Origin of the sequence: Streptococcus parasanguinis, from assembly GCF_015556095.1 — a bacterium.
Lineage (GTDB): Bacteria > Bacillota > Bacilli > Lactobacillales > Streptococcaceae > Streptococcus > Streptococcus parasanguinis_Q.
Genome location: NZ_JADNLT010000001.1, coordinates 61,411 through 87,716, shown reverse-complemented (window position 1 = coordinate 87,716; position 26,306 = coordinate 61,411). Strand labels below are relative to the sequence as shown.

Here is a 26,306-nt window from a genome sequence, read left to right as displayed (position 1 = left end):
TGGTATACGGTTAAGTCTTAAACTTTTGGAATGTACAAGTTACCAAGAGTAGCTGCCATAACCGCTTTGATAGTGTGCATACGGTTTTCAGCTTGGTCAAAGTGACGAGCATATTTGCTACGGAACACTTCGTCAGTAACTTCCATTTCTTCTACGCCGAATTTTTCAGCAACATCTTTACCGTAAACAGTGTTTGTATCGTGGAAGGCTGGCAAGCAGTGCAAGAAGATCAAGTCTTCGTTATCAGCTTTCTTAATCAAATCCATGTTTACTTGGTAAGGTTTCAAAAGGGCAACACGTTCTGCAAATTTATCTTCTTCACCCATTGATACCCAAACGTCAGTGTAAAGTACATCTGCACCTTTCACTGCTTCGTCAGCATCTTCAGTGATCAAGATATGAGCGCCACTTTCTTTTGCAAATCCTTCTGCCAATTCAACGATTTCTTTTTCTGGGAAGAGTTCTTTTGGTGAGAAGATGTGTACGTTCACACCAAGGATAGCACCTGTTACAAGAAGGCTGTTTGCAACGTTGTTACGTCCGTCACCACAGTACACAAGTGTCAAACCTTCAAGGCGTCCAAAGTTTTCTTGAACAGTCAAGTAGTCTGCAAGCATTTGAGTTGGGTGCCATTCGTCAGTCAAACCATTCCATACTGGAACACCTGAGAATTCAGCCAATTCTTCAACCATACGTTGGCTGAAACCACGGAATTCAATACCGTCAAACATACGTCCAAGAACTTTAGCAGTATCTTCTGTAGATTCTTTTTTACCAAGTTGGATGTCGTTTGCACCTAGGTATTCTGGGTGAGCACCAAGGTCGATAGCTGCTGTTGTGAAGGCAGCACGAGTACGAGTTGAAGTTTTTTCAAACAAAAGCGCAATGTTTTTTCCAGCAAGATAGTGGTGTTGGATGTTGCGTTTTTTAAGGTCTTTCAAGTGAGCTGAAAGTCCGATGAGGTATTCTAACTCTGCGCGTGTAAAGTCTTTTTCTGCCAAGAAGCTACGTCCTTGGAACACTGAATTTGTCATTCTAATTGTCTCCTATTTCTTTCTAGTATTGATCAGTAAGAAGGAAGAGCTGATCCCTCAAGACCAGCTCTCGGTCTTCTACATTAGATTTCTTCACGTTCAAATGGCATTGACATACAACGAGGTCCACCACGACCGCGAACCAATTCACTTCCGCGGATCTTGATCAAACGAAGTCCGTATTCTTCTAATTTCTTGTTTGTGACTGTGTTACGGTCGTATACGACTACCACACCCGGTGCGATTGTAAGAGTATTTGAACCGTCGTTCCATTGTTCACGAGCAGCAGCAACTACATTGCCATCACCACAAGGGATCAATGTAACTTTTTCAACACCAAGGTTTTCAGCAAGCAATTCAGCCAAATCACCTTTTTCTTCAACAATCTTCAATGCTTCATTTTCATAGGTTACAGAGAAGACGCGAAGGTTCCCTTGGATTTCTGGGTGGATTGTGAATTTATCGTAGTCCACCATTGTGAATACTGTATCCAAGTGCATGAATTTACGGTTGTTCGCAAATTCGAAGGCCAATACTTTCTTGAAGCCAACGTTCTTCTTGAAGATGTTTACCAACAATTTTTCGATTGATGCAGCATCTGTACGTTGTGAGATACCAACTGCCAATACATCTTTAGAAAGCACCAACTCATCTCCACCTTCGATACGAGTATCTTCTTCACGGTTGTAGACAAGTTCAACTTTTCCACCATAAACTGGGTGGTATTTGAAGATGTATTTACCATACAAAGTTTCACGGTTACGTGTATCTGCGTACATGTGGTTCAATGATACTGCATTACCAATTGTAGCAAATGGGTCACGTGTGAAGTACAAGTTTGGCATTGGATCAATCGCAAATGGATAGTCAGATTCAACAAGGTCTGTCAATCCTTTGTCAGCTTCAGGAATTTCTGGAAGCTCAGCTTTTTGGAAACCAGCCATTGTTTTTTCAACCAACTCTTGGTTGTCTTTAATACCACGAAGGATTTCGCGAATAGCGTTTTTAGTTTGGCGTCCACGAATGTTCGCTTCATCAAGGTATTCTTCGATAAATTGTTCGCGAATTTCTGGAGTAGTCAATGACTCAGCTGCCAATTTTTCAAGATAAAGTACTTCGATTCCTTCATTACGAAGTGCTTCAGCAAATGCGTCGTGTTCTTTTTGAGCATCTTCCAAGAAAGGAATATCATCAAAAAGAAGACGTTCAAGATAGTCAGGCATCAAGTTTTCCAACTCTTTACCAGGACGGTGCAAACAAACTTTTTTCAGTTTTCCAATTTCTGAGAAAACATGAATTGGGTGTGTAGACATCTATAGTCCTCCTTTTTCTTCGAGCTTGTTCATAAGCTTTATTACAATTGTTATTATATCCTTTATTGTTACCGCTTTCATGAAGGATTCTACTTTTTTAATGCAAAGAATTTGGCATTTTTTTGAATTCTTCCTATTTTTTAGTTAATATGAAGCGTTTTCTTTGCATATTTTGTCTTTTATATTGTTTTTATGAATATATATTTTTTTGAAAAAATAAAAAAGATCAACAAATTAATTGATCTCTTTAAAACTCTTTAAAAAGTAGGCTGTATCTAGAAAGGTTAATTGTTTTCTCTCATACTGTATCTTATGAGAATCGATGAGTTTCTTTAAAACTTGATTGACGGTTTCTCGGGTTGTAGCCGCTAATTTGGCCATTTCCTTCATACTGATTGGAAATGGAAGTTGATTTCCTAAACTTTCATAGTCCTTGCACAAGATAGCTAAAGATTGAACCACACGCTCACTGGCACTAGCTGTCACGACATTACGTAGACGCAACTCTTGAAATTCTAAAATTGACGAGAGCTTTCTCGTAATAAAGAGCAACTGCTCCTTACTCTCTTGGGCAGATAATTCATAGAGGTTGACGGGGATAACGAAACAACGCAAATCTGTCACCGCACTAGCTGTATAGTGGTAACGCTCATCCTGAAACATCCCACCATAAGGGAACAGGGCCCCTTTCTTGATATAATCCATATAGGAAAATTGATCAGACGAATCGAATTGCTCAATGCGAGCAAAGCCTTTTGAAAGAAGAAAAATGCGATCCCGCTTATCTCCTGCATAAAATAAAATTTGTCCTTTTTGGATATCCCTAGCATGAATTTCAACAGCTAATTTATCAAATAGCTCCACTGGCAACGCAGAGAAGGCTGGATGCGAGCGGACCAACTGGTAATCTTCCTTTGTAATCATGTTTATACTTCCTCTTATTACTATTAATTAGTATAACATATTTTTTTGATAGAAGAGGGAAAGAAGCCTCTTTAAAACAGAAAAGTATTTCGAAACACCAAGTGAATTTTATGCTACTGTGATAGAAGAAAAGAGAGTGGGACAGAAATCGGTAATTCGTTAGAATTCGATTTCGTCGTCCTACCTCCGCACAGTTGAGTAGGGCTGTAAAAGCTGATGAAATCAGCGTAGTAGAGCCCACTCAACCACTGCGTCTTGCTCGATAATCCAAAGACAATTGAAGAGGCCAGGACTTTTGTCCCAGCCTCTTCCGTCAATTATTCATTCATATTCACACGATGCCATTCATTGATGACATAAGCTAGTTCTCCCAACTGATAAAGACCAACACCACTGATTTCAGAACTTTCTGGGGTCGTTCCACCCAGTCCTGCAGTATAGATGGCAACCAAATAAGGGGTCGATTCATGGACAATGGCATCCACATTGAGCGCTTCCGCAACATAGCCCGGTTTTTGTTGAATCACCAAATCTGGCAAGAATTTTTTATAGTACTCACCTGGGAAAGACTCCCCGATCAGTTCTAGTAAATCTGCATATTTTTCTTGATGATTCCAAAGATATTCTAAGACATGGATGTAATAATCCGTTGTCGTTTTATTATCTTCGCTAAAGGTTTTGACTTCTGGTGAACGGGATTGACCATAGCGACTGAATAACTTGCGTGCTTGCTCCATCCCCCCTAAACGATCTGCCAAGGCATAGGCTGGGGTATTTTCAGAGTAAACCAATGAATAGCGCTGCATATCAGGAATAGACATGGCTCCATCAAAGGCAGCAACGTAATTGTCATGCTCTCCTACATATTCATAGTAGGTATTGGTAATGTCAAACCGGTCTGTTAAATTGAGTTTGCCCTTTGCGACTTCATCCACCACCAACATGTTCAACGGTAGCTTATAGGTACTACCTGCCGTCATTGGTTGAAGATCATTCATGGCAAATTGCTCTCCTGTAATGGCATTGCGATACGTGAAGGCAACTTGTGACGGATCAATTCCACTTTCTGCTAGGAAATCCTGGACAACCTCTACTAAACCTTTATTAGCATAATCATAGACAAGGCCATAAGCGCTCATCGTTTCCATGTCTGCATCTACTACTGCTTGCTTAGCTTCAGGAGATTTGACACGCGGTTTTTTCGTCTCAGGGGTAGACTTTTCGATATCTTGTTCTTTTGCTTCTTTTGTTTTCTTTGCTTTTTTTTCAATTGCTGATGCTGTTGGTTGCGTAACATGCAAGTAGCCCAGTGCGCTTGTTCCCACTAAGCACAATAAAATACTGACCGCAATCATGATCGAGCGTAGATTAAAATATTTTTTCATACGAGATTAATTATAAAAGATTCTACTGAAAATAACAAGAATTATCAGAAAGAGAAAACGGTTTCTTTTTAAAAAGTTTTTTTCTTTTCATAAAAGGGTTATTTCCGTTTAAAAGAGCCCATAATTAGCTTAGCGATCTCACGCGCAATCGTCCGGAATAAGGAACTCAAGAAGGAATCTTTTGCCTTTTCAAGACTAGATTTTCTTGGACGACCTGGACTACGTTTTTGAGCTGCCTTATCTGCTGCAGCCTCTTCCTTTTCTGCTTCTTTTTGCTCTTTTTCTTGTGCTTCCTTACTTGCTTTAGCTGCTAATTTTTCATAGGCAGATTCTCGATCAATCGTCGTCGCATACTTTTGATGGAAAGGCGATGTCGTGATCAAGGCCAATTGTTCACTTTCATTTAAGAGGTCAAAACTCGATTGAGGAGAGAGAATATAAGCACGCTCAACCACACTAGGCTGTCCCTTTTCATTGAGGAAAGAAACCAAGGCTTCCCCTGTCCCTAACTCTGTGATCACTGTTTCTGTATCAAAATCTGGATTCGGACGAAAACTTTGGGCAGCCACCTTAATCGCCTTCATTTCTTTGGGTGTATAAGCTCGAAGCGCATGCTGAACACGATTTCCAAGCTGTGCCAAAACAGATTCTGGAAGATCTTGAGGATTCTGGGTAATAAAGTAAATCCCTACACCCTTAGAACGAATCAGGCGTACCACTTGCTCGACCTTCTCAAGAAAGAGCTTGCTTGCATCCTTAAAGAGGAGATGCGCTTCATCAAAGAAGAAGACCAGTTTTGGCTTTTCAGGATCCCCAACCTCTGGAAGTGTTTCAAAAAGACGAGACAGCATCCAAATCAAAAAGGTTGAGTACAATTTTGGTGAATGAAAGAGCTTTGTAGCCGAAAGAATATTGATATACCCACGACCAGATGCATCGAGTTGCATGAAATCATTTAAATCAAGTGCTGGCTCTCCGAAAAACTGATCTGCTCCTTCTTCTTCAAGAACCAAGAGACTTCTTTGGATGGCTCCGACAGATTGTTTGGTGATATTGCCATATTGGGCTGAATAGTCTGAACTGTGCTCATAGACTTCCTTTAAAAGGCTTTGTAGGTCCTTCAAATCAATCAAGGGCCAATCTTTCTCTTGGGCCACTTTAAAGACAATTGCGAGAATTCCTGATTGGGTTTCATTCAAATCAAGCAGACGAGAAAGAAGCAATGACCCCATCCCTTCGACAGTCGCCCGAACAGGATGACCAGCTTGGCCAAAGACGTCCCACAATCGAACAGGGAAAGCTTGTGGCTCAAACGGATCTGTGATCCCAAGAAGCTTGTAGCGTTCTTCCAGTTTTGGCGTCCATTGCCCGGCTTTGGCTAAGCCAGATAAATCTCCCTTGATATCGGCTAGAAAGACCGGAATACCTTCTTTGCTTAATTTTTCTGTTAGGACCTTGAGAGTAACCGTTTTTCCTGTTCCTGTTGCACCTGCAATCAAACCATGACGATTCAACATCCGCAAATAGATAGGCGTCTCAACGGCTCCTTTAGTAATGGTAATACTAGTCATTTCATTTCTCCCTGAATGTTTCAGTTTTCATTTTAAGGTTTATCTTTTCCTTGCCTAGGCCCTTCAAACCAGGCTTCAGACAAGTAAGACACACTCCTACTAGTGTATCATTTTCCTGACCAAACGCAAGAATTTATACTCCGATTTTCCGGATGCAAATAAAAAATCTATAAGAGCCAATACTTGCTCTTATAGATTCCTTCATTTTATTATTTTGCTGCTGCAAACAATTCATTAACTTTATTCCAGTTGATCACTGAGAAGAAAGCTTTGATGTAGTCAGGACGTACGTTACGGTATTTTACATAGTAGGCATGTTCCCAAACATCCAAACCAAGGATTGGTGTTTTACCTTCAGAGATTGGTGTATCTTGGTTTGCTGTTGAAGTTACTTCGAGTTTGCCTTCTTTGTTAACAACCAACCATGCCCAGCCAGAACCAAAACGTGTCGTTGCTGCTGCTGTGAAGGCTGCTTTGAAGTCTTCAAATGAACCAAATGTAGCATCAATCGCTGCAGCAAGTTCTGCTGAAGGAGCTGTTTGTTCTGGAGTCATCAATTCCCAGAAAAGAGCGTGGTTCAAATGACCACCACCATTGTTGATCACAGCTTGGCGAATATCAGCTGGAATGGATTCAACATCAGCTAACAAGCTTTCAAGGTCTTCTCCAATTTCAGGATGTTTTTCAAGAGCTGCATTCACATTGTTTACATATGTTTGATGGTGTTTATCATGGTGCAAATGCATGGTTTCTTCATCGATATAAGGTTCCAATGCATCATAAGCATATGGTAATTCTGGTAAAATGATAGCCATTTTATGGTCCTCTTTTCTTTATTACTGACTTGATGATAACGTAAACAGCTAAATTATTCAACTAATCTGCTTGCGATTTCATTCATCGTTAGACGCTATTAGCTACTTTCAACAGGGCCAAATCAAATAAGTAGTCTTTTTCATATGTTCCACTTTTAATCGCATAATCCGTCTCGATGAAGGTCATCATAGCTTGCTTCAAAAAGGACAAGGAAAGCCTGCGGCTATCCCGTAAGGCAAACTTCACCTGATAAGGATTGACCTTGCGTCCTGACAACTCCGACAAGCTCGCTACAATTTGGCTTTCGGATTGACCTTCTTCTGAGAAAATTTTAACTTGAGAAAACATTCGGAATTGTCCCAACAAAATAGCGATCAATTTTATTTCATCTTCTCCTTGTAAGCGGAGATCCTTAACCAAATTCCGGGCTTGATCGATTTGGCGTTTGAGAATCATCTGTGTCAGATCAAAAATATTATCTTGCAAGGACTTTGGAACAACCTCCTTGATATCTTGGAGGGTAATCTGACCATCTTCTTTATAAGCCTGCAACAGAGCGAGATTCTTCTGTAACTCTCCAAAATCATAGCCAGATTTTAAGAGTAGCTGGTCCAAGGAATCGCCCACAAACTGTATGCCCAATTCTTGTGCCTGACTTGCAAAATAACACTTTAAATCTTGCTCTTTAGGAGTTGTTGCTTCAATGATCTGGGCATCCCGTTTTAGGAGTTTGACTAAGCGACGCTTACTATCTAATTTTCCTTCTGCAAATATCACCAAACGGGTCGATTCAGAAGGATTTTCCAAATAGTTTTCAAATTGCTTCAGATCTTCATCGGTTAAATTGCGTTTCTTGGCAGTGGTCAAATCCAATAAGTGATCCAAAATCACAATTTTTTCATCTGCAAAAAAGGGAAGACTGACCAAATCCAGCTCGACTTCAGCATAGGAGGCTTCCTTCATATCAAAATAAGAATAATTCAAATCTGAGGGATCATAGCCTATTTTTTTTAAAATGTCTTTTTTTAACCATTCAAATTGACCTACATCCTCACCCGTCAAGACAAGAATAGGAGGCAGAGTTTGAACCGTCAGATGTTTAATGTCGGTAATTGCTTGCATGAAACTCTCTTATCTTTATCACTTTAGTGGATTTCGTGTTCAGCAGCCATTCTTTGTTCCAATGGTGGTTTTTCATCAGACAAATCAGGTGCTGCTACAAAATTAGGGATTTGCTCAAACGAGTTGCCTCCAAAGCTCCCCCCTGTCGCTGTGACCTGTGGTTCAGAAGCCACTCCCATAGGAGTTTCTACTGGTTGTGGGAAGGTGTTTTTCCCTGGAAGCATCATGAGAATCAAGAGAGAAATAACTGTAATCCCCCAAAGAAATAGGAAAATATCTAGCCCCGTCAACAAATAGAGCAGAACCGGACCAAGGTTCAAAAAGATCCAAGACCAATGGATTCCCGCATCCCGCAAGCGACGTACACAAATGGCTTGACTGGGTACCAAAATGAGGAAGTAAAAGAATGCTAAGAAAGCGAGCGCCCATAAACCTGTCTTAGAATGAACAGTTGAAAAATTGAGCGTTTCTTGAGCATTTTGATGGGATAAAGAGGTCACGATGTAAAAAACCCAAAGAGGCAAAGAAATCAGGGAATTCCAGAAAAAAGCTAGCCAAAAATGGGCCCGACTGGTCTTACTTGAAAAATCTGCATACTGTATCCAAAATTGCTTAAATGCGTTCATACGATTTTACCTTTACATTGATTTCACTTTCTATAATAGCAATTTTCAGCATAGAAAGCAAACCTCTCCTCGTCTCTAGCGGACCGTTTCTACCCTCCAATGGTCCCACCCAATCAAGCGAATTGCTCCCCTTTCATCGGTACGAAGATAAGAAATAGAGCGTTCCTCTAGACGATCGAGCAATTCTTTATGGGGATGTTGGTAGCGATTTTTCTTTCCAACAGAGATCAAGGCCAACTGAGGATGTAACTGATCTAAAAACACATCACTAGAGGAACCTTTAGAACCGTGGTGGCCTACTTTCAAGACATCTACTTGTAATTGCGGATCGTTTTCCAATAGTTTTTTCTCTCCAGCTTCTTCCAAATCACCCGTGAACAAAAATCGTTTCTGATAGAACTGCCCATAGAGGACAATCGAGTCATCATTTTTACCATCCCCCACTTCATCAGGGGATAAGACTTCTAGATGATGATCAAAAATAGGAAGTTGATCCCCTCTCTGGACTACTTTAATCGGGCTATGAAGCTGTTTCAATTTCTCTCGAAATTGAGAATTGGTTAGACTACCTGGACTGACATACACTTTATTAACTGGGATTTGTTTGGCAACCTCCACCATATCGCCCATATGGTCCTGGTCTGTATGAGTCAAGACCAGCGCATCGAGTTTTCCAACACCTCGACTCTTGAGATAAGGAATCAAGGTTTGATCCGCATTGGCAGATTGACTGCGCTCTTGCCACTTTTCTCCACTTTTAAAAGTGACACGTCCTCCGACATCAATCAATATGGTTCTTCCTTTCCAATCGCGTAAAAAGATACTGTCTCCTTGACCGATATCCACCATGGTAATCTCATTTTCTAAAGGATGCTTGGTCCAACAAAAGATGAGTAGAATCATACCTATTAACAGGAAACGACGTTTTTTTTGCTTTCGAAGATCATACAAGATCCCTAAAAGAAGGAAGAGAGCAATCAGAGCTGGTCCCGTCGGCTGACCAAATACCAAAGGTAGCGACGTGAGCTTTGCAATCCAACGAATACACTCCTCTATGAGAAGAAAGAAACTGTTAAAAATTGTAAGGGGCTTTAGAATCGATAAGATAAATAGCACCGTTAAACCCGGAAGAAGGACAAGGTCAAATAAGAAAGAAAAGAGGAAGGTTAAAGGGAGTGACCAGGGTTGAAAGACACTAAAGTAATAGGTCAAAAGAGGCAAAATCCCCAGGCTAATCCAGAAACTTTCCACTAGTATCTTTTTAAGTCCTGAATAAGAACTGGTATCTACCAAGGTCAAAATAAAGGCATAGGCACAACTCAAGACCCCTCCAGCTGTCAGGAGAAACTTGGGCACAAGCAGCATTAAGAGCATCAGGGTCATCGCCATATTCTCCATCCCTCGGATCCCCTTTTGAGAGAGGATCTTTTGCAAGAGACTGCGAACCACTGAAACTGAAAAACCTGTCAAGCCAGCATAGACCAAAGAAATTGGAACCATCCAGATATCAACTGTCTCTTGCAAGATTCCTAGACGTAAGAGACCTTTTCGAATCCCATTGATGAAAAAGCCGACCTGCATCCCAGATAAGGCGAATAAATGGATGATTCCTAAACTCGTATAAAGCTGGTCCATCTCTTCAAAATCCGTATCTAAATAGCCAAAAAGAAGGCCGGTCATATACTGGTTCATCGGCTGCGGAAAGTGCTCCTTGCTCCAAACAATGGCTTGGCGCCTCCATTGAGATAGCCAGTCAAAAACATTCCACGTTTGGATGGGAATCGCAGATTGAATCGCTTCGATTTTTATTTGATAGTGAATCCCCTGTGTTTGCAAATAAACCCGGTAGTCAAATCCTCTAAAATTTCGCTGCCCTTCTGGCTCTTCTATAGCACCTTTATACGTCAACTCCAGCAAGTGGGTTTGACTTTGCCACTGCTGTTTTTCTTTCTCAGATTTCAAGGTGTAAAAAACTTGGTAGGTGCAACCCTGATCTTTAGCACGAAAAGATAAGGCATCTCCATTAACCTTGATGGTATCTGGGATCAGATGTAAATGGGCTGGGGACCGACTTTCGACTTGTTTTGGATGATCCTGGGCTCGCTGAAAAACAAAGAAGGCCGCAAAACAGAGAGTTGCTAAAGCAAGACGCAACAAACTTGAGCGATCCTCCTTATAGTGATGAACCACTAAACATATCACCACTACTAGACCGCTGATCGAAAGCCAAGATGGTTGATAAATGCTAAAGTACAACCAAAGAAGTAAAAAAGCGAGATGGACAAGCGAAAAAGGGAGCTCTTTAATCCACCGTGAAAGCATCTCTTAGTTTCTCCAGTGTTTTCTCCCCTATTCCTGAAACATTTTTAAGATCATCCACTGATCGAAAAGGGCCATTTGCGTCGCGATAGGCGATAATGTCCTGGGCTCGTTTCTGACCAATGCCTGATACCGTTTGGAGTTCCGACTCGGTCGCTCGATTTAAATGGACCTTGCCTGTTTTTTCTGCTGATGCTGACGAAGTTGCAGGACTTTCTGAACTTCCAAGTGCTGGAACATCCTCCCCTTCTTTGGCAACATAAATCACTGCTTCATCAGAGAGTTTTTGCGCCAAATTGACCGATTGGCTATTGGCTTCAGCAGTCATTCCACCCGCCTTATGAATGGCATCGTGGACTCTGCTATCTGAGCGCAACTCATAGACACCTGGTTGTTTAACAGCCCCTTTGACATCGACCGTAATGATTTCGGGCGCATCAGACACTGAAGCAGCCGGCTTTTCTTCTCTTGAACTAGAAGCAGATGTCTTTTCTTTGCTCGAAGTTGAACGGGAAGTCTGATAGAGATCCGGTATTGTTGATGTACTCGACTGAGGTCGATGAAAAAGAAAATACCCTCCAAGTAAGAGTCCGATAGCTGTAAGTGCTAAAAAGAGCTTATATTCTTTGATTTTTTCGATGATATCCTCCATAAGAAACCTCCTCTCACTTTTATTATTCGTAAAAATAAAAAAAACTGAGAAAAATTCTCAGTTTTTTTACTTGTTTTTTCGATGTTTGTCCGGATCCCATACAAAGCTGGCTAGGTAACTAAAGAGCAAGGTCAAGATGCCCACGACTAAGACAAGAGGAATCAAAAGGATTTTTAACAAACGAATCAAGATAAACGGTTTTGTTGGGGTGTTGATCGCTTGCGCTTCCGCATCCAAACGGTCAAACTCCTCTTGAATACGACGGGCAACTTCTGCCACTCCTTCGTCATTCATCTTTTTAATATCCGAAATATCAATCGGATGTCCAAAGTTCATATCAATGCGTTCACCCGTTGCCAACCCTTTCAAGTCTCTTGGACCAGTATATGTCACTGGCATGATACGGACCTTAGCCATTTTGGCAATGATGGCAACACCGCCTTTGACGTCTTGAGAATGACGGCTTCCACTTGGAAACATAATCAAGGAACGGTTGCTCTTTTTCAGCATATTGACAGGATACTTAATGGCTTCTGCTCCCGGATTTTCACGGTCGATCGGAAAAGCCCCACACATACGAATCCACCAGCCAAAAATACGATTGGTGAACAGTTCTTTCTTCGCCATAAAGATAAACTGCTTTGGCTTGGTCGCAAAGGCCATATAGACTGGATCCCACCAGGTCCGGTGAGGCGATACCAATATGTAGTTCTCTTCCCGATCTGGAATATTGTCCTTATGATGGTAATGGGCATTGCCATTTAAAACCCAAAGAATAAAGGCAACAAGGCCACGTAAATAGGTATAAAACATTGTTGTTCCTCAAATCCATTTCATTAATCTCTACAAGATATTCCATCATGTAAAACGTTCTTTCTTATTATACCGTATCCTGATTTTGACCGCAAACTTTTTTTAGATAAAAAATGTCTCAGCGGACCGATTCTAGATAGTCTTTTTCTCAAAAAAATGATATCATATTGTCTATGGAAACGAATGAATTAAAGGGGTTATCCCTCAGTGAAGTCCGCAAGAAAATGGATCGCGGACAAACCAATGATTTTACAACGAATACAAGTACCAGTACCTGGCAAATCATTAAGCGCAACGTCTTCACCTTGTTTAATACCTTAAACTTTGTGATTGCCGTAGCCTTGGCTGCTGTACAGGCCTGGAGCAATATGATCTTTTTCGCGGTTATTTGCTTCAATGCCATTACAGGTATTATGACCGAGATGCGCGCCAAGCGGATGATTGATAAGCTCAATCTCATGAGTCGTGAGCTGGTAACTGTCATTCGAGACGGGGAAAAAGATGCGATTCCACCAGAGAAGCTTGTCCTAGGTGATCTAATGCTTCTGTCTTCGGGTGAGCAGATCCCTAGTGATGCTGAAGTCATGTCCGGTATCGCAGAAGCTAATGAGGCTATGCTGACTGGTGAGAGTGACCTGGTCTTAAAAGAAGTTGGTGATGAACTGCTTTCTGGTAGTTATATTGCCAGTGGTCAAGTCTATGCCCGTGTCAAGCGAGTTGGGGCAAACAACTATGCCAACAAACTGATGATGGAAGCCAAAACCTTGAAGCCTATCAATTCGCGTATTCTCTATAATTTAGCGAAAATCTCTAGCTTCACTGGTAAAATTATCATCCCATTTGGCCTTGCCCTCTTCTTTGAAGCATTGTTGATCAAGATGCTACCGATCAAGGATTCTGTCGTGAATTCTTCCACTGCTCTCTTGGGAATGTTGCCAAAAGGAATTGCCCTACTGACTGTTACGTCTCTTTTGACGGCGGTTATTAAGCTCGGCATGCGCAAGGTTCTTGTTCAAGAAATGTATTCCGTCGAAACCCTGGCGCGTGTGGATACCTTGTGTCTAGATAAGACCGGGACCATCACTCAAGGGAAGATGACAGTCGAAGCTCTCCATAGCTTATCCGAACATTTTTCTGAGGAAACGATCCAGGTCATCCTCTCTGCTTACATGCAAAATAGTGAGGACACCAATCCTACTGCTCAAGCTATTCGCAAGGCTTATGGGGAGTTGGAGCATGCTTATACTGCGGAAAACATTATTCCTTTCTCAAGTGATCGGAAATGGGGAGCTATGCATCTATCCAACCTCGGAACTGTCTTTCTCGGTGCTCCTGAAATGCTCCTTCAAGAAAATCCAACTGCTGTCGTCGAAGCACAAGGCCGTGGATCGCGCGTTCTCGTCTTAGCCCACAGTTCAGAACAGATCAGCATGCAGGAATTGAAACTGCCTGAAAATCTTGAAGGGATTGCCGTTATTGAGATTACGGACCCCATTCGTGAAGGGGCTTCAGATACTCTTGAGTATTTGCGCTCTGAAGGCGTGGATCTTAAGATCATCTCCGGTGATAACCCTGTGACGGTCTCTTATATCGCTCAACAAGCGGGCTTCAAAAACTACGAAAACTACATCGATTGTTCCAAAATTTCTGATGATCAATTAGTGGATCAAGCAGAGGAAACAGCCATCTTTGGACGCGTATCCCCTCACCAAAAGAAACTGCTCATTCAAACCTTGAAAGCAGCTGGTCGAACGACAGCTATGACTGGAGACGGGGTCAATGATATCCTCGCTCTTCGTGAAGCTGACTGCTCCATCGTAATGGCTGAAGGAGATCCTGCAACCCGTCAAATTGCAAATATTGTTCTTTTGAACTCTGACTTTAATGATGTTCCAGAAATTCTATTCGAAGGTCGTCGTGTGGTCAATAACATTGGACGAATCGCTCCAATTTTCTTCATCAAAACGATCTATTCCTTCCTCTTGGCTATTATCTGTATCGCCAGTGCCCTTTTCTTCAACGTCAATTATTTGCTGATTTTTCCATTCATCCCTATTCAAATCACCTTAATTGACCAATTCGTCGAAGGATTCCCACCATTTGTGTTGACTTTTGAACGCAATATCAAACCGGTTGAAAAGCACTTCTTAAGACGTTCCCTTCTTTTAGCTTTACCAAGCGCCTTGATGGTCGTCTTTAGCGTCTTGTTCATTCGCCTTTGGGGAGCAAGTCATGGTTGGTCTGCAGCCGATATGTCTACTGTATCCTATTACTTACTTGGATCCATCGGTTTCCTATCTGTTATCCGTGCCTGCCTTCCACTAAATATCTGGCGAGCCCTCCTCATCCTCTTCTCTGTTGTAGGATTCTACGCGTCTGCGGTCGTATTGAAAAACTTGATCGAGATTTCCCTCCTTACAGCCACTACTTTCCCAGTTTATCTGGCATTGATGGCCATCTTTACAGGAGTCTTTATCCTCACAACGATTCTACAAAAATATGAATTTGATTAAAAAAAGTTGAGAGAAAAACTCTCAACTTTTTATGTTCTAACGATCTTTCCCCGAGCCTCTTTTCATGCTATAATAGAGCCATGACAGATATCGAATTAAAAGACGGCGAGCGCGTCAACCAACTCTTTTCAAGTGATGTAAAAATCATACAAAATCGGGAAGTTTTTAGTTACTCCGTGGATAGCGTCCTGCTCTCGCGTTTTCCAAAATTGCCCAAGCGAGGATTGATCGTGGATCTCTGCGCTGGAAATGGAGCTGTGGGACTATTTGCAAGTACCCGAACAGAGGCTCAGATCATTGGTGTAGAAATTCAGGAACGTTTAGCAGATATGGCTACCCGCTCGATTGCCCTCAATAGCTTGAACCAGCAAATGTCCATGATCACCGATGACCTCAAGCATTTGCCTCAACATATCAAGGGCAGTAAGGTGGATATTATCCTCTGCAATCCTCCTTATTTCAAGGTGGATGAGCATTCCAATCTCAATGAGAGTGAACACTACCTCTTAGCCCGGCATGAAATTACCACCAATTTAGATGAGATTTGCCATGTGGCCCAGCGGGTTCTCAAATCAAATGGTCGACTAGCGATGGTCCATCGTCCAGATCGCTTCTTGGATATCATCGAAACCATGAAGCGTTACAATCTTGCACCTAAGCGGATCCAGTTTGTCTATCCCAAAGTGACCAAAGAGGCGAATATGTTGTTGATTGAGGCGATCAAGGATGGCTCACTGGACGGTTTAAAAATTCTGCCGCCCCTCTTTATTCACAATGAAGACGGCAGCTATACAGACGAGATTCATGAGATTTACTATGGAAACTAAGGCTTACATGTATGTCCTAGAGTGTGCGGATGGCTCCCTCTACACTGGCTACACCACAGATGTCGAAAAACGCCTAAAGACGCACAATGCTGGAAAAGGTGCCAAATACACACGGGCTCGCCTCCCCGTTAAACTTCTTTACCAAGAATCCTATCCAGATAAACCCTCTGCTATGTCTGCCGAGTCTCTCTTTAAAAAGAAATCGCGCCAAGCAAAGCTAAACTATATCAAAAAGAACCGTCGGACTCCATAGTCCAACGGTTTTTCATTTACAAAATGGTGATACGGTACTGGTGACTCCGTGTTTCTTGAGGAGCCAACTGGATCACACCTTTTTTATCTTCGAAGAAATCGCCCTCTTCTGCAGATGTGGAAATACCCGTCCAAGGCTCCAAGGCAATGAAAGGCCCCTTGTTATTGGTAGACCAAAGGACGAGATTCTCAAAATCTGCAAAGGCAAATTCCAAACCTTTACCAGATTTTTTCGAGAGGAGCTGCACAGATTTAGAGGCTAACTGATCTAAAATAATGGCGTCTTTTTCAAACAGTTCATGGCGCAAAGGTAGCCTACGACTATGGTCTAAAAATGGCGTCCGCTGCAGGCGATCAACCAAACCGGTTTCTGTGAACAAGAGAGGAACGCTACAACTTTCTTCTTTTTCAAAAATCAACTCGTAGTCTTCATAGTCTTCATCTGTTAAAAGGGGACAACGAAAGGCTGGATGCCCTCCAATGAAATAAGGCATGACTTGATCTGACTCTAAATTTTGCACGCGATAGGTGATGGTGATCTCTTTCCCTTTCAATTCATAATCGATTTCCACTCGAAAATGGTAGGGATAATTTTGTAAGCTCTCGTCGTTAGAGGTGATTTCAAAGACAAGACGATGGTCTGTTTGTTCTTTGAGTTCAAACTCTCTCTTGCGAATGAGGCCGTGTCTTGGAAGCTGGCCTGTCTTCACTCCATCTTTTAGATGATACTGCACTTGGCCATTACGAACACTCCCGCAAATCGGAAACAGAACCGGCGCTTGTCCTGACCAATACTCTGGATCTCCCTGCCAGAGATATTCTATGCCTTCCTTACTTCGAATGGAGCTCAATTCCCCACCAAATGTCTTAAATTGTACTTCTAGATCATCATTTTTTAATGCAATCACCATGGGCGACACCTCTTTTTAATTAGTATAGTTATTATATTCATTATAACCTTTTAGAAGAGATTGTCAATTTTTATCTTTTTAGTTAAAAATTTTTAAAAATATAAGAAAAAAACCTTGACAAAGCTCAGAAATAATTGTAAACTTAATATGTTAACAGAAACATTCCGTTTTAGGAATCCGTTCTTTCTGTTTTCTGACTTTTTTAGGATGCTCCTTATCATGATACATTTTTTCTAAAAGAGTCAGTTATCATTTAGGTCTCCTTATAAATATACAAGGGTTAACAGCTAGTTAACCCTTGTATTTTTGATTTTCATTAAAAAGACGGCCTATTGCTAGACCGTCTTTAGGACTTATTTATCCCCTTTGTTGCGGATGACAAAGCCATTTTTCTTTTCATTGGAAGTGCGATGAGGACGTTTATTACCTTTGCCCTCAAAGTCTCGACTATTTTTATTGGACTTGCGTTTGAAATCACGGCGTCCACCTTCACGGTCATCTCTGCGATTTCGATCACGGCGTTGGTCTCCACGATGGCCATTTCCACGGCCCCCTTTGCCTTTCCCACCAAAGCCACCACCGGATGGTTTAAATGGCAATGGTTTTTCACGCGCAATTTCAACTTCTGGAAGACTATCTGGATCTTGAACGGTCAAGCTTAAAATATACATAGCCAGTTCTTCAGGAGTGAATTCTGCAGCCAATTTGCGAGCATCCTTACCAAACTTCTCAAAGTTAGTTCGGATTTTTTCATCCTCAAAGTCTCGCTCAATTTTCTTCAGCGCTATTTGTTTTTTCGCTTGGAAGGCTTCTGCTGCTGTTGCAGGTTTCATTCCCTTCATCCGCTTTTTAGTCAAGTTCTCAATGATTTGCAAATAGCCCATTTCATTTGGCGAAACAAAGGTAATGGATTGCCCTGTTTTCCCAGCACGACCTGTCCGTCCGATCCGGTGAACATAGCTTTCTGGATCTTGTGGAATATCGTAGTTGTAGACATGGGTCACACCTGAAATATCCAACCCACGTGCCGCAACGTCCGTTGCCACCAAGACGTCCAAGTTCCCATTTTTAAAGTCACGAAGTACACGAAGACGTTTGTTTTGATCCAAATCTCCGTGAATCCCTTCTGCTCGGAAACCACGGATCTTCAAGCCACGCGTCAATTCATCGACCCGGCGTTTAGTCCGACCAAAGACAATGGCAAGCTCCGGTTGCTCGACATCCATCAATCGAGTCATGGTATCAAACTTTTCGCCTTCTTTGACACGAATATAGTATTGATCGACCAAGTCGGTAGTCAATTCTTTGGCTGCGATCTTAACGTGTTCGGGCTCTTGCATAAACTGAACACCAATGCGTTTGATGGCTTCTGGCATCGTTGCTGAAAAGAGCAAGGTTTGACGTGTTTCTGGAACACGGCTAATGATAGCTTCGATATCTTCCAAAAAGCCCATGTTGAGCATTTCATCTGCTTCATCCAAGATCAAGGTTTCAATATGATCGAGTTTCAAGGCCTTGCGCTTGATCAAATCAAGCAAACGGCCAGGTGTTCCCACAACGATGTGAGCGCCTGACTTCAAGGCTTTGATTTGCTTTTCAATGCTCGATCCACCATAGACAGAGCGAACTTTGACACCCTTACTACGTCCAAAGCGGAAGAGTTCTTCCTGACTTTGAACCGCCAATTCACGCGTTGGGGCAATAACAAGGGCTTGAATTACTGTGTTATCGACATCAATCTTCTCCAAAGTTGGAAGACCGAAAGCAGCCGTTTTACCGGTCCCTGTTTGCGCTTGACCTATAACATCTTTGCCTTCAAGGGCTAAAGGAATGGTTTGTTCCTGGATCGGGCTCGCTTCTACAAAGCCAGCTTTTTCAATTTCTGCTAATAATTCAGCAGATAAGTTAAATTCATTGAATTTCAATTCTTTCTTCTTTCTAAAAAGTGGTGCGAAGCCACTTTATCACACTTCTTTTCAATGCGAAAACGCACTGATTGCATAGGAAGTCTCCTTCCCGGTTACCTGTCGCAAGACTCATCTAAAGGAAAACCCAATCGTTTTTTTATGGAATTCCCTTCTGCGAAAAATGTTTTCGCACTAGCGGATTTGGTTGATTAAAGTCGTTTTCCAAACGAAAAGACACCAAGATCCTCCTTGTGGGAGATTGACCAACATTCCTTTTCTAATTGTTCCATCTCACCAGCATTTCTCTCATACAAGTTTGCAACTTATCTAGTATAACACAATGGACGACCAAATGATAGTCAAAGGAGAATAATTTTATTTTTTAGGAAAAATTTTTAAAAACTTGAAAATAGTCAAGAGGGCAGTTTCCCCTAGATTTAGCTGACTTTCTTCTGACACCGTTCAAGAATCCCTTTAAATAGGAGTATAAAAACTTCGGAAAAACTTTTTTTGGTAGTTCTTGCGTTTTTACAAATAAATATGTATAATACAGTTAGTATCTAAAATATTTCTGTATAAAGAAATAGGATCATTTTATCTGATTCAACGATTTATTCTACGTTCTGATTTATTTAGAACCACTCAGTACTATTAAATCTACTCCTACTATTTCCAAGAAGATTTTGTACAGTCAATGAACTATTCACACTGCCCCTTCTTTGGAGAGGAGGGCAGGTGTCTAGATGGTTCCTATTTCTCAGATTATTCTAGATACGAAGAGGCTCGGATTTCTCCAAGCCTCTTTTTTATCTTTGTTTCACAATCCACCGCATAACCTTTCCCAAAATGAGCCATAATATAAAGCTACATACGGATACATAAATCCAAGCATTGGGATCCTTTGTCATAGGAAGAGGGATATTCATTCCAAAGAAACCGGTGATAACGGCTAAAACCGCCAACAAGGCTTCAAAGATGGTTAGGGTTGTCAAGTTGTCATTCAAGTTGTTGTTTAGGATATTGTTGTAAGATCCTGACAACTGTTGCAAGACATTGGAAATCAACTCAGTCATCGAAGCCAACTGACGCGCTTCGATCATGGCATCATCAAACTGCTCTTTTTCAACATCATTCATCCTGCGATAAATGGCATGCGCTTTAATATGTTCTAGCAACATCCGATTTTGCTTGGCTGCTGCGACCAGATACACCATACCGGTCTCAAGGTCAGACAGGGCATAAAGATTCTTGGTCGTCGTTGTCTTTCGAAGCAAACGATTGAGTTCATCCTTGTGCTTATCTAAGCGATCAATAATCGGATAATAAGCATTACTGATCATTTCAAGACCTGCAAAAAGCAACTTATAGATCGACAACTCCCCATGGCTTTCCAAATAGCGAACCATTTGTTCAATGATATAGGCATTGTCCTGGTTACTGATGGTCACGAGTCGCGTATCTTGAACGATAAAGGTCATAGGGATGGTTTCGTAGTATTCCTTGTCCTTTTCTAAATCCAATACATTGTAGATAAATGTGATCGTACCGTTTTCTCGATTATAATCCATATGGGCACGTTCGTTCTTATCCATCGCGTACTCAATGGTTTCTTTGTCAATCTCGTATTTTTTATAAAGATATGAGTTTTCAGCAATCATATCCGAGTCGATATTGATCCATTTCCGATCTTGACCCAATTGTTTTTCGATAAACATTCCGTCTCCTTTCTCAACTGTTCTCTATCAAAATGATATTTTTATTTAAAAACTGCACTGGCTAATGCTTGCTGGATTTCAATGACGCTGCTGTCACTCTTGAATTGTAAAACTTCTGAAGGCTCGACTGCAGAAGAGACCCAGATTTTTAATTCGGCATCCAAATCAAAATGACCAGAAGTTTCGACTGAAAATCGAGAGATCGAGCGATAAGGAAGGGATTTGTAGGACGTTTTCTTTCCTGTTACTCCTTGCTTATCCACCAAGATCAAACGAAACTCTGTAAAGACGATTAAATCACGAATCAAGCTAAAAGCAAGTGTGACTTGCTCTCCCGGCACCAAGATATCTTCCAGATCTCTTTCTACTTTATCAACATTTTTTTGAGAGGCATTGCCCATCAAACCACTTAATAATCCCATCATTTCTCCTTTAAAAGCGAAAACGGATAGATTTTCGTTTTCTTATTTTTTTGTTATGGATCAGTTTTGAAAAGTTCCTTACCCCATCTTTTCTTCCAGCTCAACGTCTGGATACTTATCCGCAAACCAGCGGAGGGCAAAGTCGTTTTCAAAGAGGAAGACAGGTTGGTCAAAGCGGTCCTTCGCCAAGATATTTCGGCTTGAAGACATGCGCTCATCTAAGTCTTCTGGTTTGATCCAGCGAACGGTCTTTTTACCCATTGGGCTCATGACCACTTCGGCATTGTATTCATTTTCCATCCGGTGCTTAAAGACTTCAAACTGAAGTTGACCAACAGCACCAAGCATGTATTCACCTGTTTGGTAGTTGGTATAGAGCTGAATAGCCCCTTCTTGCACCAATTGCTCAATCCCTTTGTGGAAGGATTTTTGCTTCATGACGTTCTTAGCTGACACTTTCATGAAGATTTCAGGCGTAAAGGTTGGCAGTGGTTCAAATTCAAACTTGTTTTTGCCCACTGTCAAAGTATCTCCAACCTGATAAGTCCCGGTATCGTAAACCCCGATGATGTCTCCTGCTACAGCATTGCTGACATTTTCACGGCTTTCGGCCATAAATTGAGTCACGTTAGATAACTTAGCACCCTTACCAGTACGAGGCAGGTTGACACTCATCCCACGCTCAAATTCGCCAGATACGATCCGCACAAAGGCGATCCGGTCGCGGTGACGAGGATCCATATTGGCTTGGATTTTAAAGACAAAGCCTGAGAAATCCTTGTCATAAGGATCGACAAGTTCTCCATCTGTCTTCTTGTGGCCGTGTGGCTCCGGAGCAAACTTGAGGAAGGTTTCCAAGAAAGTCTGCACCCCAAAGTTCGTCAAAGCGGATCCGAAGAAGACGGGAGTCAATTCACCTGCAAGGATGGCTTCTTCTGAGAATTCATTTCCAGCTTCTTGCAAGAGTTCGATATCGTCTTTTACTTGCTCGTAGAAAGGGTTGTTAGCAAAAAGCTTGTCTCCATCTTCTAGACTAGCAAAACGCTCATCACCTTTGTAGAGTTCCAAACGTTGGTTATAAAGGTCATAGAGTCCCTCAAAGGCTTTCCCCATCCCAATCGGCCAGTTCATCGGGTAACTGGCGATGCCTAAGACTTCTTCTAATTCTTGCAAGAGATCCAGTGGCTCACGTCCATCCCGATCCAGCTTGTTCATAAAAGTAAAGACTGGAATGCCACGGTGTTTGACAACCTCAAACAATTTCTTGGTTTGAGCCTCAATCCCCTTGGCAGAGTCTACTACCATGACCGCAGCATCCACCGCCATCAAAGTCCGATAAGTATCTTCAGAGAAGTCCTCGTGCCCTGGCGTATCAAGGATATTGACCCGTTTGCCATCATAGTCGAACTGCATAACAGATGAGGTTACCGAAATCCCACGTTGTTTTTCGATATCCATCCAGTCAGACTTAGCAAAGTTTCCTGTTTTCTTCCCTTTTACGGTACCGGCTTCCCGAATCTCTCCCCCAAAGTAGAGCAGCTGCTCTGTAATCGTCGTTTTACCAGCATCCGGGTGGGAGATAATGGCAAAGGTACGGCGTTTTTTGATTTCTTCTTGTACGTTCATGTTCCTAATTCTTTCTCTTCTTATTTTTTGATAAATTTATAAATTCATCTCTACATCGGATTTCTCCTCAATTTCTCTATCTGTCCTATTATAGCGAAAATAGGCACTTTTTTCAACGATGATTCTTCTTTGAGAGCAAAAAGAAAGACTAAAATCCGTAGATTCTAGTCTTCTTTTCACGGCTATCAAAAGGCTCCAAATCCTCCGCCACCGCCACCATCAGAAAAGCCACCGCCGTCAAAACCGCCACTGCCATCTGAGGAGTTAGTAGAGAAGCTTGAAACGCTATAGGAATCATCTGCATAACTCATCAAGGTAGAGCCGTCTAGGAAGGAATTTGAAGAGGTCGTTATCCAAACAACAGCATCCCAATCCTCATATGGTAAGGAAATCTGATGATTTTTGAGTACCTGACTCACTTTTTTAGCTTGACCATACATAGTTGCATAGACTAAGATGCGATTCCATAGGATGACACTCTCAAGTTCTGCTTGGTTGAAATTTGGAATACTTTCGATCATATTTCGAAAGGCCATCCATTGGAATTGTGAATCCAAGTTCTCTAAGGATTGTAGATGATCTTCACGGATTTTCACAACAATATAAAATGGAATGAATAACAAAACCAAAAGTAAAATAATCCAAAAATAGAATGAAGATAGGTGTGAACCGAATCCAAGAGATAAGAAACACATGCTCACAAATAAGATCAGTAAGAGCCAAAAATGTAAGGCACAGCCTGTTTTAGAAAAAGCTTCTTCTTTCTCAGATAAGTCTCTAAAATAAGAAGGCAATCCTAATTTTGCAATTTCCTTTTCTACCCCTTTTGACAATTGCTGGGCATCCTTTTTTAAAAGCGATTGAACGGCACTTCCGACTTTTCGAATACGGTCTCGTTGTGTGTCTGATTTAGCAGCTCGAAAATCTTTTTTTAAGGCTGCTTTGTCGATTTTATACCTTGAAAATACTTCACTGATATTGATTTCAGATTCTTGATCAAAGATCATTTCAATAAACTTCAATTCAAAATCAGCCAAGCCTTCATAATGGAGACAGGTCAAGGTTTCCCCATTTTCATTCCTAGTCAAACGAAGATTTCCTCGATCAATGAGATCCAATATAGTTGCTTGGATGAGATGATTGAATTTTAATGGTCCTTTCTCTCTAGATATCACCATCCGTTCAAAATCAAGTTGATACAGTGCCTTAGCTAGGACAAGAGGAGGTAAATTCTGTGGTGGTTCGTATAATCGTACTCCTTTTGCAATCCGACGAGTTCTGGTACTGATAAAATACCGGATCCATGGAATGAAAGCGAGGATAAATAAAAGAATCGATACAATTGGTACAACCTTAAGTAGAAGGGTCCGATAGAGGAACGTTTTTTGTTCAATGGATTTCTCTTTTTTGAGAAATTTCTCTTTTCCATTTCCCTTGTTAATCTCATTTGCTTGGTCTCGACGCAGGGCTTCTGTCATTGGCCAATAGGCATGCAGTTCGAGCTTTCCATTTTTTGGAAAATCCTTTGTCCAAATATGATAACCAGTTTCAGTCCGTTCGACTTGGGCTGGTGGATTAAAGTAACCAGTATGGGCATACAGTTTTCCTTGCTTAGCATCCAAGCCATCCACATAAAAATCTAATTTCGCGACTTTCTCATCTCCATCTGAAATAGGAAACCAATTCAGTTCTGCAATATCCTTGTAGAAAGTCAAGAGATGATCAATCTTCCATTTCACTTTGATCTTGACCGTGCCACCGACGATACGGGCATTGTATATTTTTAATTGACGGCCATCTTCCAGATCTGTTTCCTCTACACGAATCTCTCGTTTTTCCCCATCCACATAGGCTTCCACCTCAGGATTACGATGAATCTTAAACCCTTTTGGAAGAGGATCTGCGCTTCCTAGAGTCACATATTGACCATGATAGCCTGTCTGAAACTGATAAGTGATCTCTTGTGTAAATGTTGCCTGGCTATCTTCCTGCAATTGGAGGTGACCCACATAGGATTCAATCGAATAGCGAACTTCTTCATCCGCATGTGCTGTCGTTATTGTACAAAACAAACTCCAAACGAGGGAGATCATTAGCAAGAAACGCTTCATATATTCTCCTTTGATATAAAACAGGGTTGAGACAGAGATGCCCCAACCTTTATACTGGTTATTTTCTCACTTTTACCCGCTCACTTCTACGATTGAAGATCTGATTAAAGAGTAATAAAGCAAGGGCTAAAATACTAGATACAACCAGGTAGTTGAGCCAGACTTTATCCCCTCTCATAATCGGAGGGCGGGCCATCAAACCATAATTACCTCCCGTCAATTGATTGACTCCAACCAGGAATAAATCTAAGGCAAAGGTATAGAGAACAATCTGCCTATTTTTTAAGAGGTTTCGATCATACCATCTCAAGAGATAAATCAAGGAATTGATCAGGAGACAGTAATGTCCGAGGAGGAAAGAAAAGCTCGTAATATGAGGGAAAGTGTAGGGGTCAAAGACTGGATAGCCCAAAGCAAAGATGGCTCCACTCACTCCCATCAAGGCAAAGAACTGTTTGCTTTTCCATCTGTCTGGTAAAAACAAGACCGCAAACATGGCCAAGCGGCAATGATAAAATGGTAAACTGTTGGACCAAGGAATGTGGTAGGCAAAATACCAAAGATACAAGCAAATTAACTGGAAGCCTTGTAAGTATTGAAAGCATTTGCGAAATTGCTCATTCTGATAATAGCGAAGTGACATCATGATCGCTGTCACAATTAACAAGACCATCACACTATACCAAAGTGCTGAGATTGCTGGTGGTGCTGTTGATTCTGTAGTGAAAAAATGATGCATAAAGTCTCCTTATTTAAACAGATTCAGGTATTCTTCTTTTCTTACTGTACTGAACGATAGTATTGATGAGGATCAATGTCCCCGTCATTAGGACTGTCACGATGAAATAGTTGAGCACAAGGCCATGGTCTCCTAGCACAGGTGGTCGACGCAGAAAGCCATAGTTTCCGCCCGTTACAAGGTTGGCTAGAACAATAATGGCATTGACTCCAAACGTCATCTGACAGATCTTCCAAACAGCCCCTTCTTCCACCTGGTAGGATTGAACCAGATAGATTAAGCAGTTGGCCAAGAGGGCCCAGTGACCAAAGACATTGTTGATCGAGGAAACATGAGGAAAAGGGTAGGGATAAAATACAGGATGAACCAAGGCCATAATGGAACCAAAGACTCCCACGAGGGCAAAATATTGCTTGAAGCTTCCCTTGGGGGCCAAAAGGATAATCCACATGGCCATCCGGCTATGATAGAAGGGAAGACTCTCTGAAAAAGGCAAGCGAGCTGCTAGATACCAAGAGTTGATAATGAGCAACTGAATCAATTGCCCCCAATACCAAAAGTTTTGATAGCCTTTAGAGTGAGCAAATCGAACGGACAGAACTCCCACCACTACCAAAGAAGTCGGCAATAAGAAATACCAGACCCCCAATTGAGGAGGAGCCGTTGGTTGACTAGTGAAAAATAAGTCCCAAAGTGCCATGATTTCTT

General features: G+C 41.6%; 22 protein-coding genes. 3 read left to right on the top strand and 19 right to left on the bottom strand.

What is annotated here, in order from left to right:
* Window positions 1-17 precede the first annotated feature (17 nt).
* The 11 genes from argF to I2E70_RS00355 form a co-directional block, all read right to left on the bottom strand.
* Window positions 18-1,034: an ornithine carbamoyltransferase gene (argF, locus tag I2E70_RS00405; RefSeq protein WP_070660144.1), complete on the bottom strand. Its 1,017-nt coding sequence runs from the start codon at window positions 1,032-1,034 to the stop codon at window positions 18-20.
* Window positions 1,035-1,117: 83 nt separating this feature from the next.
* Entirely contained in the window at window positions 1,118-2,347 is a 1,230-nt protein-coding gene (gene arcA, locus I2E70_RS00400; protein ID WP_195422906.1) for an arginine deiminase, read from the bottom strand.
* Between the two features lie 234 nt (window positions 2,348-2,581).
* Window positions 2,582-3,271, bottom strand: a complete 690-nt coding sequence (locus I2E70_RS00395) for a Crp/Fnr family transcriptional regulator (RefSeq protein ID WP_049472136.1) — start codon at window positions 3,269-3,271, stop codon at window positions 2,582-2,584.
* Between the two features lie 317 nt (window positions 3,272-3,588).
* Window positions 3,589-4,656 carry a serine hydrolase gene (locus tag I2E70_RS00390; protein WP_195422904.1) on the bottom strand — a complete coding sequence of 356 codons (1,068 nt, stop codon included), beginning with the start codon at window positions 4,654-4,656 and terminating at the stop codon, window positions 3,589-3,591.
* A 98-nt stretch (window positions 4,657-4,754) separates the two neighbouring features.
* Entirely contained in the window at window positions 4,755-6,227 is a 1,473-nt protein-coding gene (locus I2E70_RS00385) for a helicase HerA-like domain-containing protein (protein ID WP_049472134.1), read from the bottom strand.
* A 209-nt stretch (window positions 6,228-6,436) separates the two neighbouring features.
* Window positions 6,437-7,042, bottom strand: a complete 606-nt coding sequence (gene sodA / locus I2E70_RS00380; RefSeq protein ID WP_003006336.1) for a superoxide dismutase SodA — start codon at window positions 7,040-7,042, stop codon at window positions 6,437-6,439.
* 88 nt (window positions 7,043-7,130) lie between these two features.
* Window positions 7,131-8,165, bottom strand: coding sequence for a DNA polymerase III subunit delta (holA, locus tag I2E70_RS00375; RefSeq protein WP_024056300.1), 1,035 nt, complete (start codon window positions 8,163-8,165; stop codon window positions 7,131-7,133).
* Window positions 8,166-8,188: 23 nt separating this feature from the next.
* A complete protein-coding gene (locus tag I2E70_RS00370; RefSeq protein WP_003006331.1) occupies window positions 8,189-8,791 on the bottom strand; it encodes a DUF805 domain-containing protein in 603 nt (200 codons plus the stop codon).
* 75 nt (window positions 8,792-8,866) lie between these two features.
* Window positions 8,867-11,113 carry a DNA internalization-related competence protein ComEC/Rec2 gene (locus tag I2E70_RS00365; protein ID WP_195422903.1) on the bottom strand — a complete coding sequence of 749 codons (2,247 nt, stop codon included), beginning with the start codon at window positions 11,111-11,113 and terminating at the stop codon, window positions 8,867-8,869.
* Window positions 11,094-11,762: a helix-hairpin-helix domain-containing protein gene (locus I2E70_RS00360; protein WP_049486406.1), complete on the bottom strand. Its 669-nt coding sequence runs from the start codon at window positions 11,760-11,762 to the stop codon at window positions 11,094-11,096. Before I2E70_RS00360 ends, I2E70_RS00365 begins: the two co-directional genes overlap by 20 nt.
* A 66-nt stretch (window positions 11,763-11,828) precedes the next feature.
* Entirely contained in the window at window positions 11,829-12,575 is a 747-nt protein-coding gene (locus I2E70_RS00355; protein WP_003006324.1) for a lysophospholipid acyltransferase family protein, read from the bottom strand.
* A gap of 173 nt (window positions 12,576-12,748) precedes the next feature.
* Here I2E70_RS00355 and I2E70_RS00350 point away from each other — a divergent pair, with 173 nt between their 5' ends.
* The 3 genes from I2E70_RS00350 (at window position 12,749) to I2E70_RS00340 (ending at window position 16,168) form a co-directional block, all read left to right on the top strand.
* Window positions 12,749-15,088 carry a cation-translocating P-type ATPase gene (locus I2E70_RS00350; protein ID WP_195422902.1) on the top strand — a complete coding sequence of 780 codons (2,340 nt, stop codon included), beginning with the start codon at window positions 12,749-12,751 and terminating at the stop codon, window positions 15,086-15,088.
* 80 nt (window positions 15,089-15,168) lie between these two features.
* Window positions 15,169-15,915: a tRNA1(Val) (adenine(37)-N6)-methyltransferase gene (locus I2E70_RS00345; protein ID WP_118095734.1), complete on the top strand. Its 747-nt coding sequence runs from the start codon at window positions 15,169-15,171 to the stop codon at window positions 15,913-15,915.
* Complete coding sequence (locus tag I2E70_RS00340; RefSeq protein ID WP_045759230.1) at window positions 15,905-16,168, top strand: GIY-YIG nuclease family protein; 264 nt, start codon at window positions 15,905-15,907, stop codon at window positions 16,166-16,168. Before I2E70_RS00345 ends, I2E70_RS00340 begins: the two co-directional genes overlap by 11 nt.
* A 16-nt stretch (window positions 16,169-16,184) precedes the next feature.
* Here I2E70_RS00340 and I2E70_RS00335 read toward each other — a convergent pair whose 3' ends face one another.
* The 8 genes from I2E70_RS00335 to I2E70_RS00300 form a co-directional block, all read right to left on the bottom strand.
* On the bottom strand, window positions 16,185-17,078 hold the full coding sequence (locus tag I2E70_RS00335; protein WP_195422901.1) for an aldose 1-epimerase family protein: 894 nt from the start codon (window positions 17,076-17,078) through the stop codon (window positions 16,185-16,187).
* Window positions 17,079-17,431: 353 nt separating this feature from the next.
* Window positions 17,432-19,003, bottom strand: a complete 1,572-nt coding sequence (locus I2E70_RS00330) for a DEAD/DEAH box helicase (protein ID WP_195422900.1) — start codon at window positions 19,001-19,003, stop codon at window positions 17,432-17,434.
* A gap of 788 nt (window positions 19,004-19,791) precedes the next feature.
* A complete protein-coding gene (locus I2E70_RS00325; RefSeq protein ID WP_003006305.1) occupies window positions 19,792-20,700 on the bottom strand; it encodes a magnesium transporter CorA family protein in 909 nt (302 codons plus the stop codon).
* 41 nt (window positions 20,701-20,741) lie between these two features.
* Window positions 20,742-21,122: a PH domain-containing protein gene (locus tag I2E70_RS00320; RefSeq protein WP_004219989.1), complete on the bottom strand. Its 381-nt coding sequence runs from the start codon at window positions 21,120-21,122 to the stop codon at window positions 20,742-20,744.
* A gap of 78 nt (window positions 21,123-21,200) precedes the next feature.
* On the bottom strand, window positions 21,201-22,748 hold the full coding sequence (locus I2E70_RS00315) for a peptide chain release factor 3 (protein WP_023917622.1): 1,548 nt from the start codon (window positions 22,746-22,748) through the stop codon (window positions 21,201-21,203).
* A 185-nt stretch (window positions 22,749-22,933) separates the two neighbouring features.
* Entirely contained in the window at window positions 22,934-24,859 is a 1,926-nt protein-coding gene (locus I2E70_RS00310; RefSeq protein WP_195422899.1) for a DUF2207 domain-containing protein, read from the bottom strand.
* Between the two features lie 58 nt (window positions 24,860-24,917).
* A complete protein-coding gene (locus I2E70_RS00305) occupies window positions 24,918-25,598 on the bottom strand; it encodes a TIGR02206 family membrane protein (RefSeq protein WP_195422898.1) in 681 nt (226 codons plus the stop codon).
* A 13-nt stretch (window positions 25,599-25,611) separates the two neighbouring features.
* Window positions 25,612-26,298 carry a TIGR02206 family membrane protein gene (locus tag I2E70_RS00300; RefSeq protein ID WP_195422897.1) on the bottom strand — a complete coding sequence of 229 codons (687 nt, stop codon included), beginning with the start codon at window positions 26,296-26,298 and terminating at the stop codon, window positions 25,612-25,614.
* Window positions 26,299-26,306 lie beyond the last annotated feature (8 nt).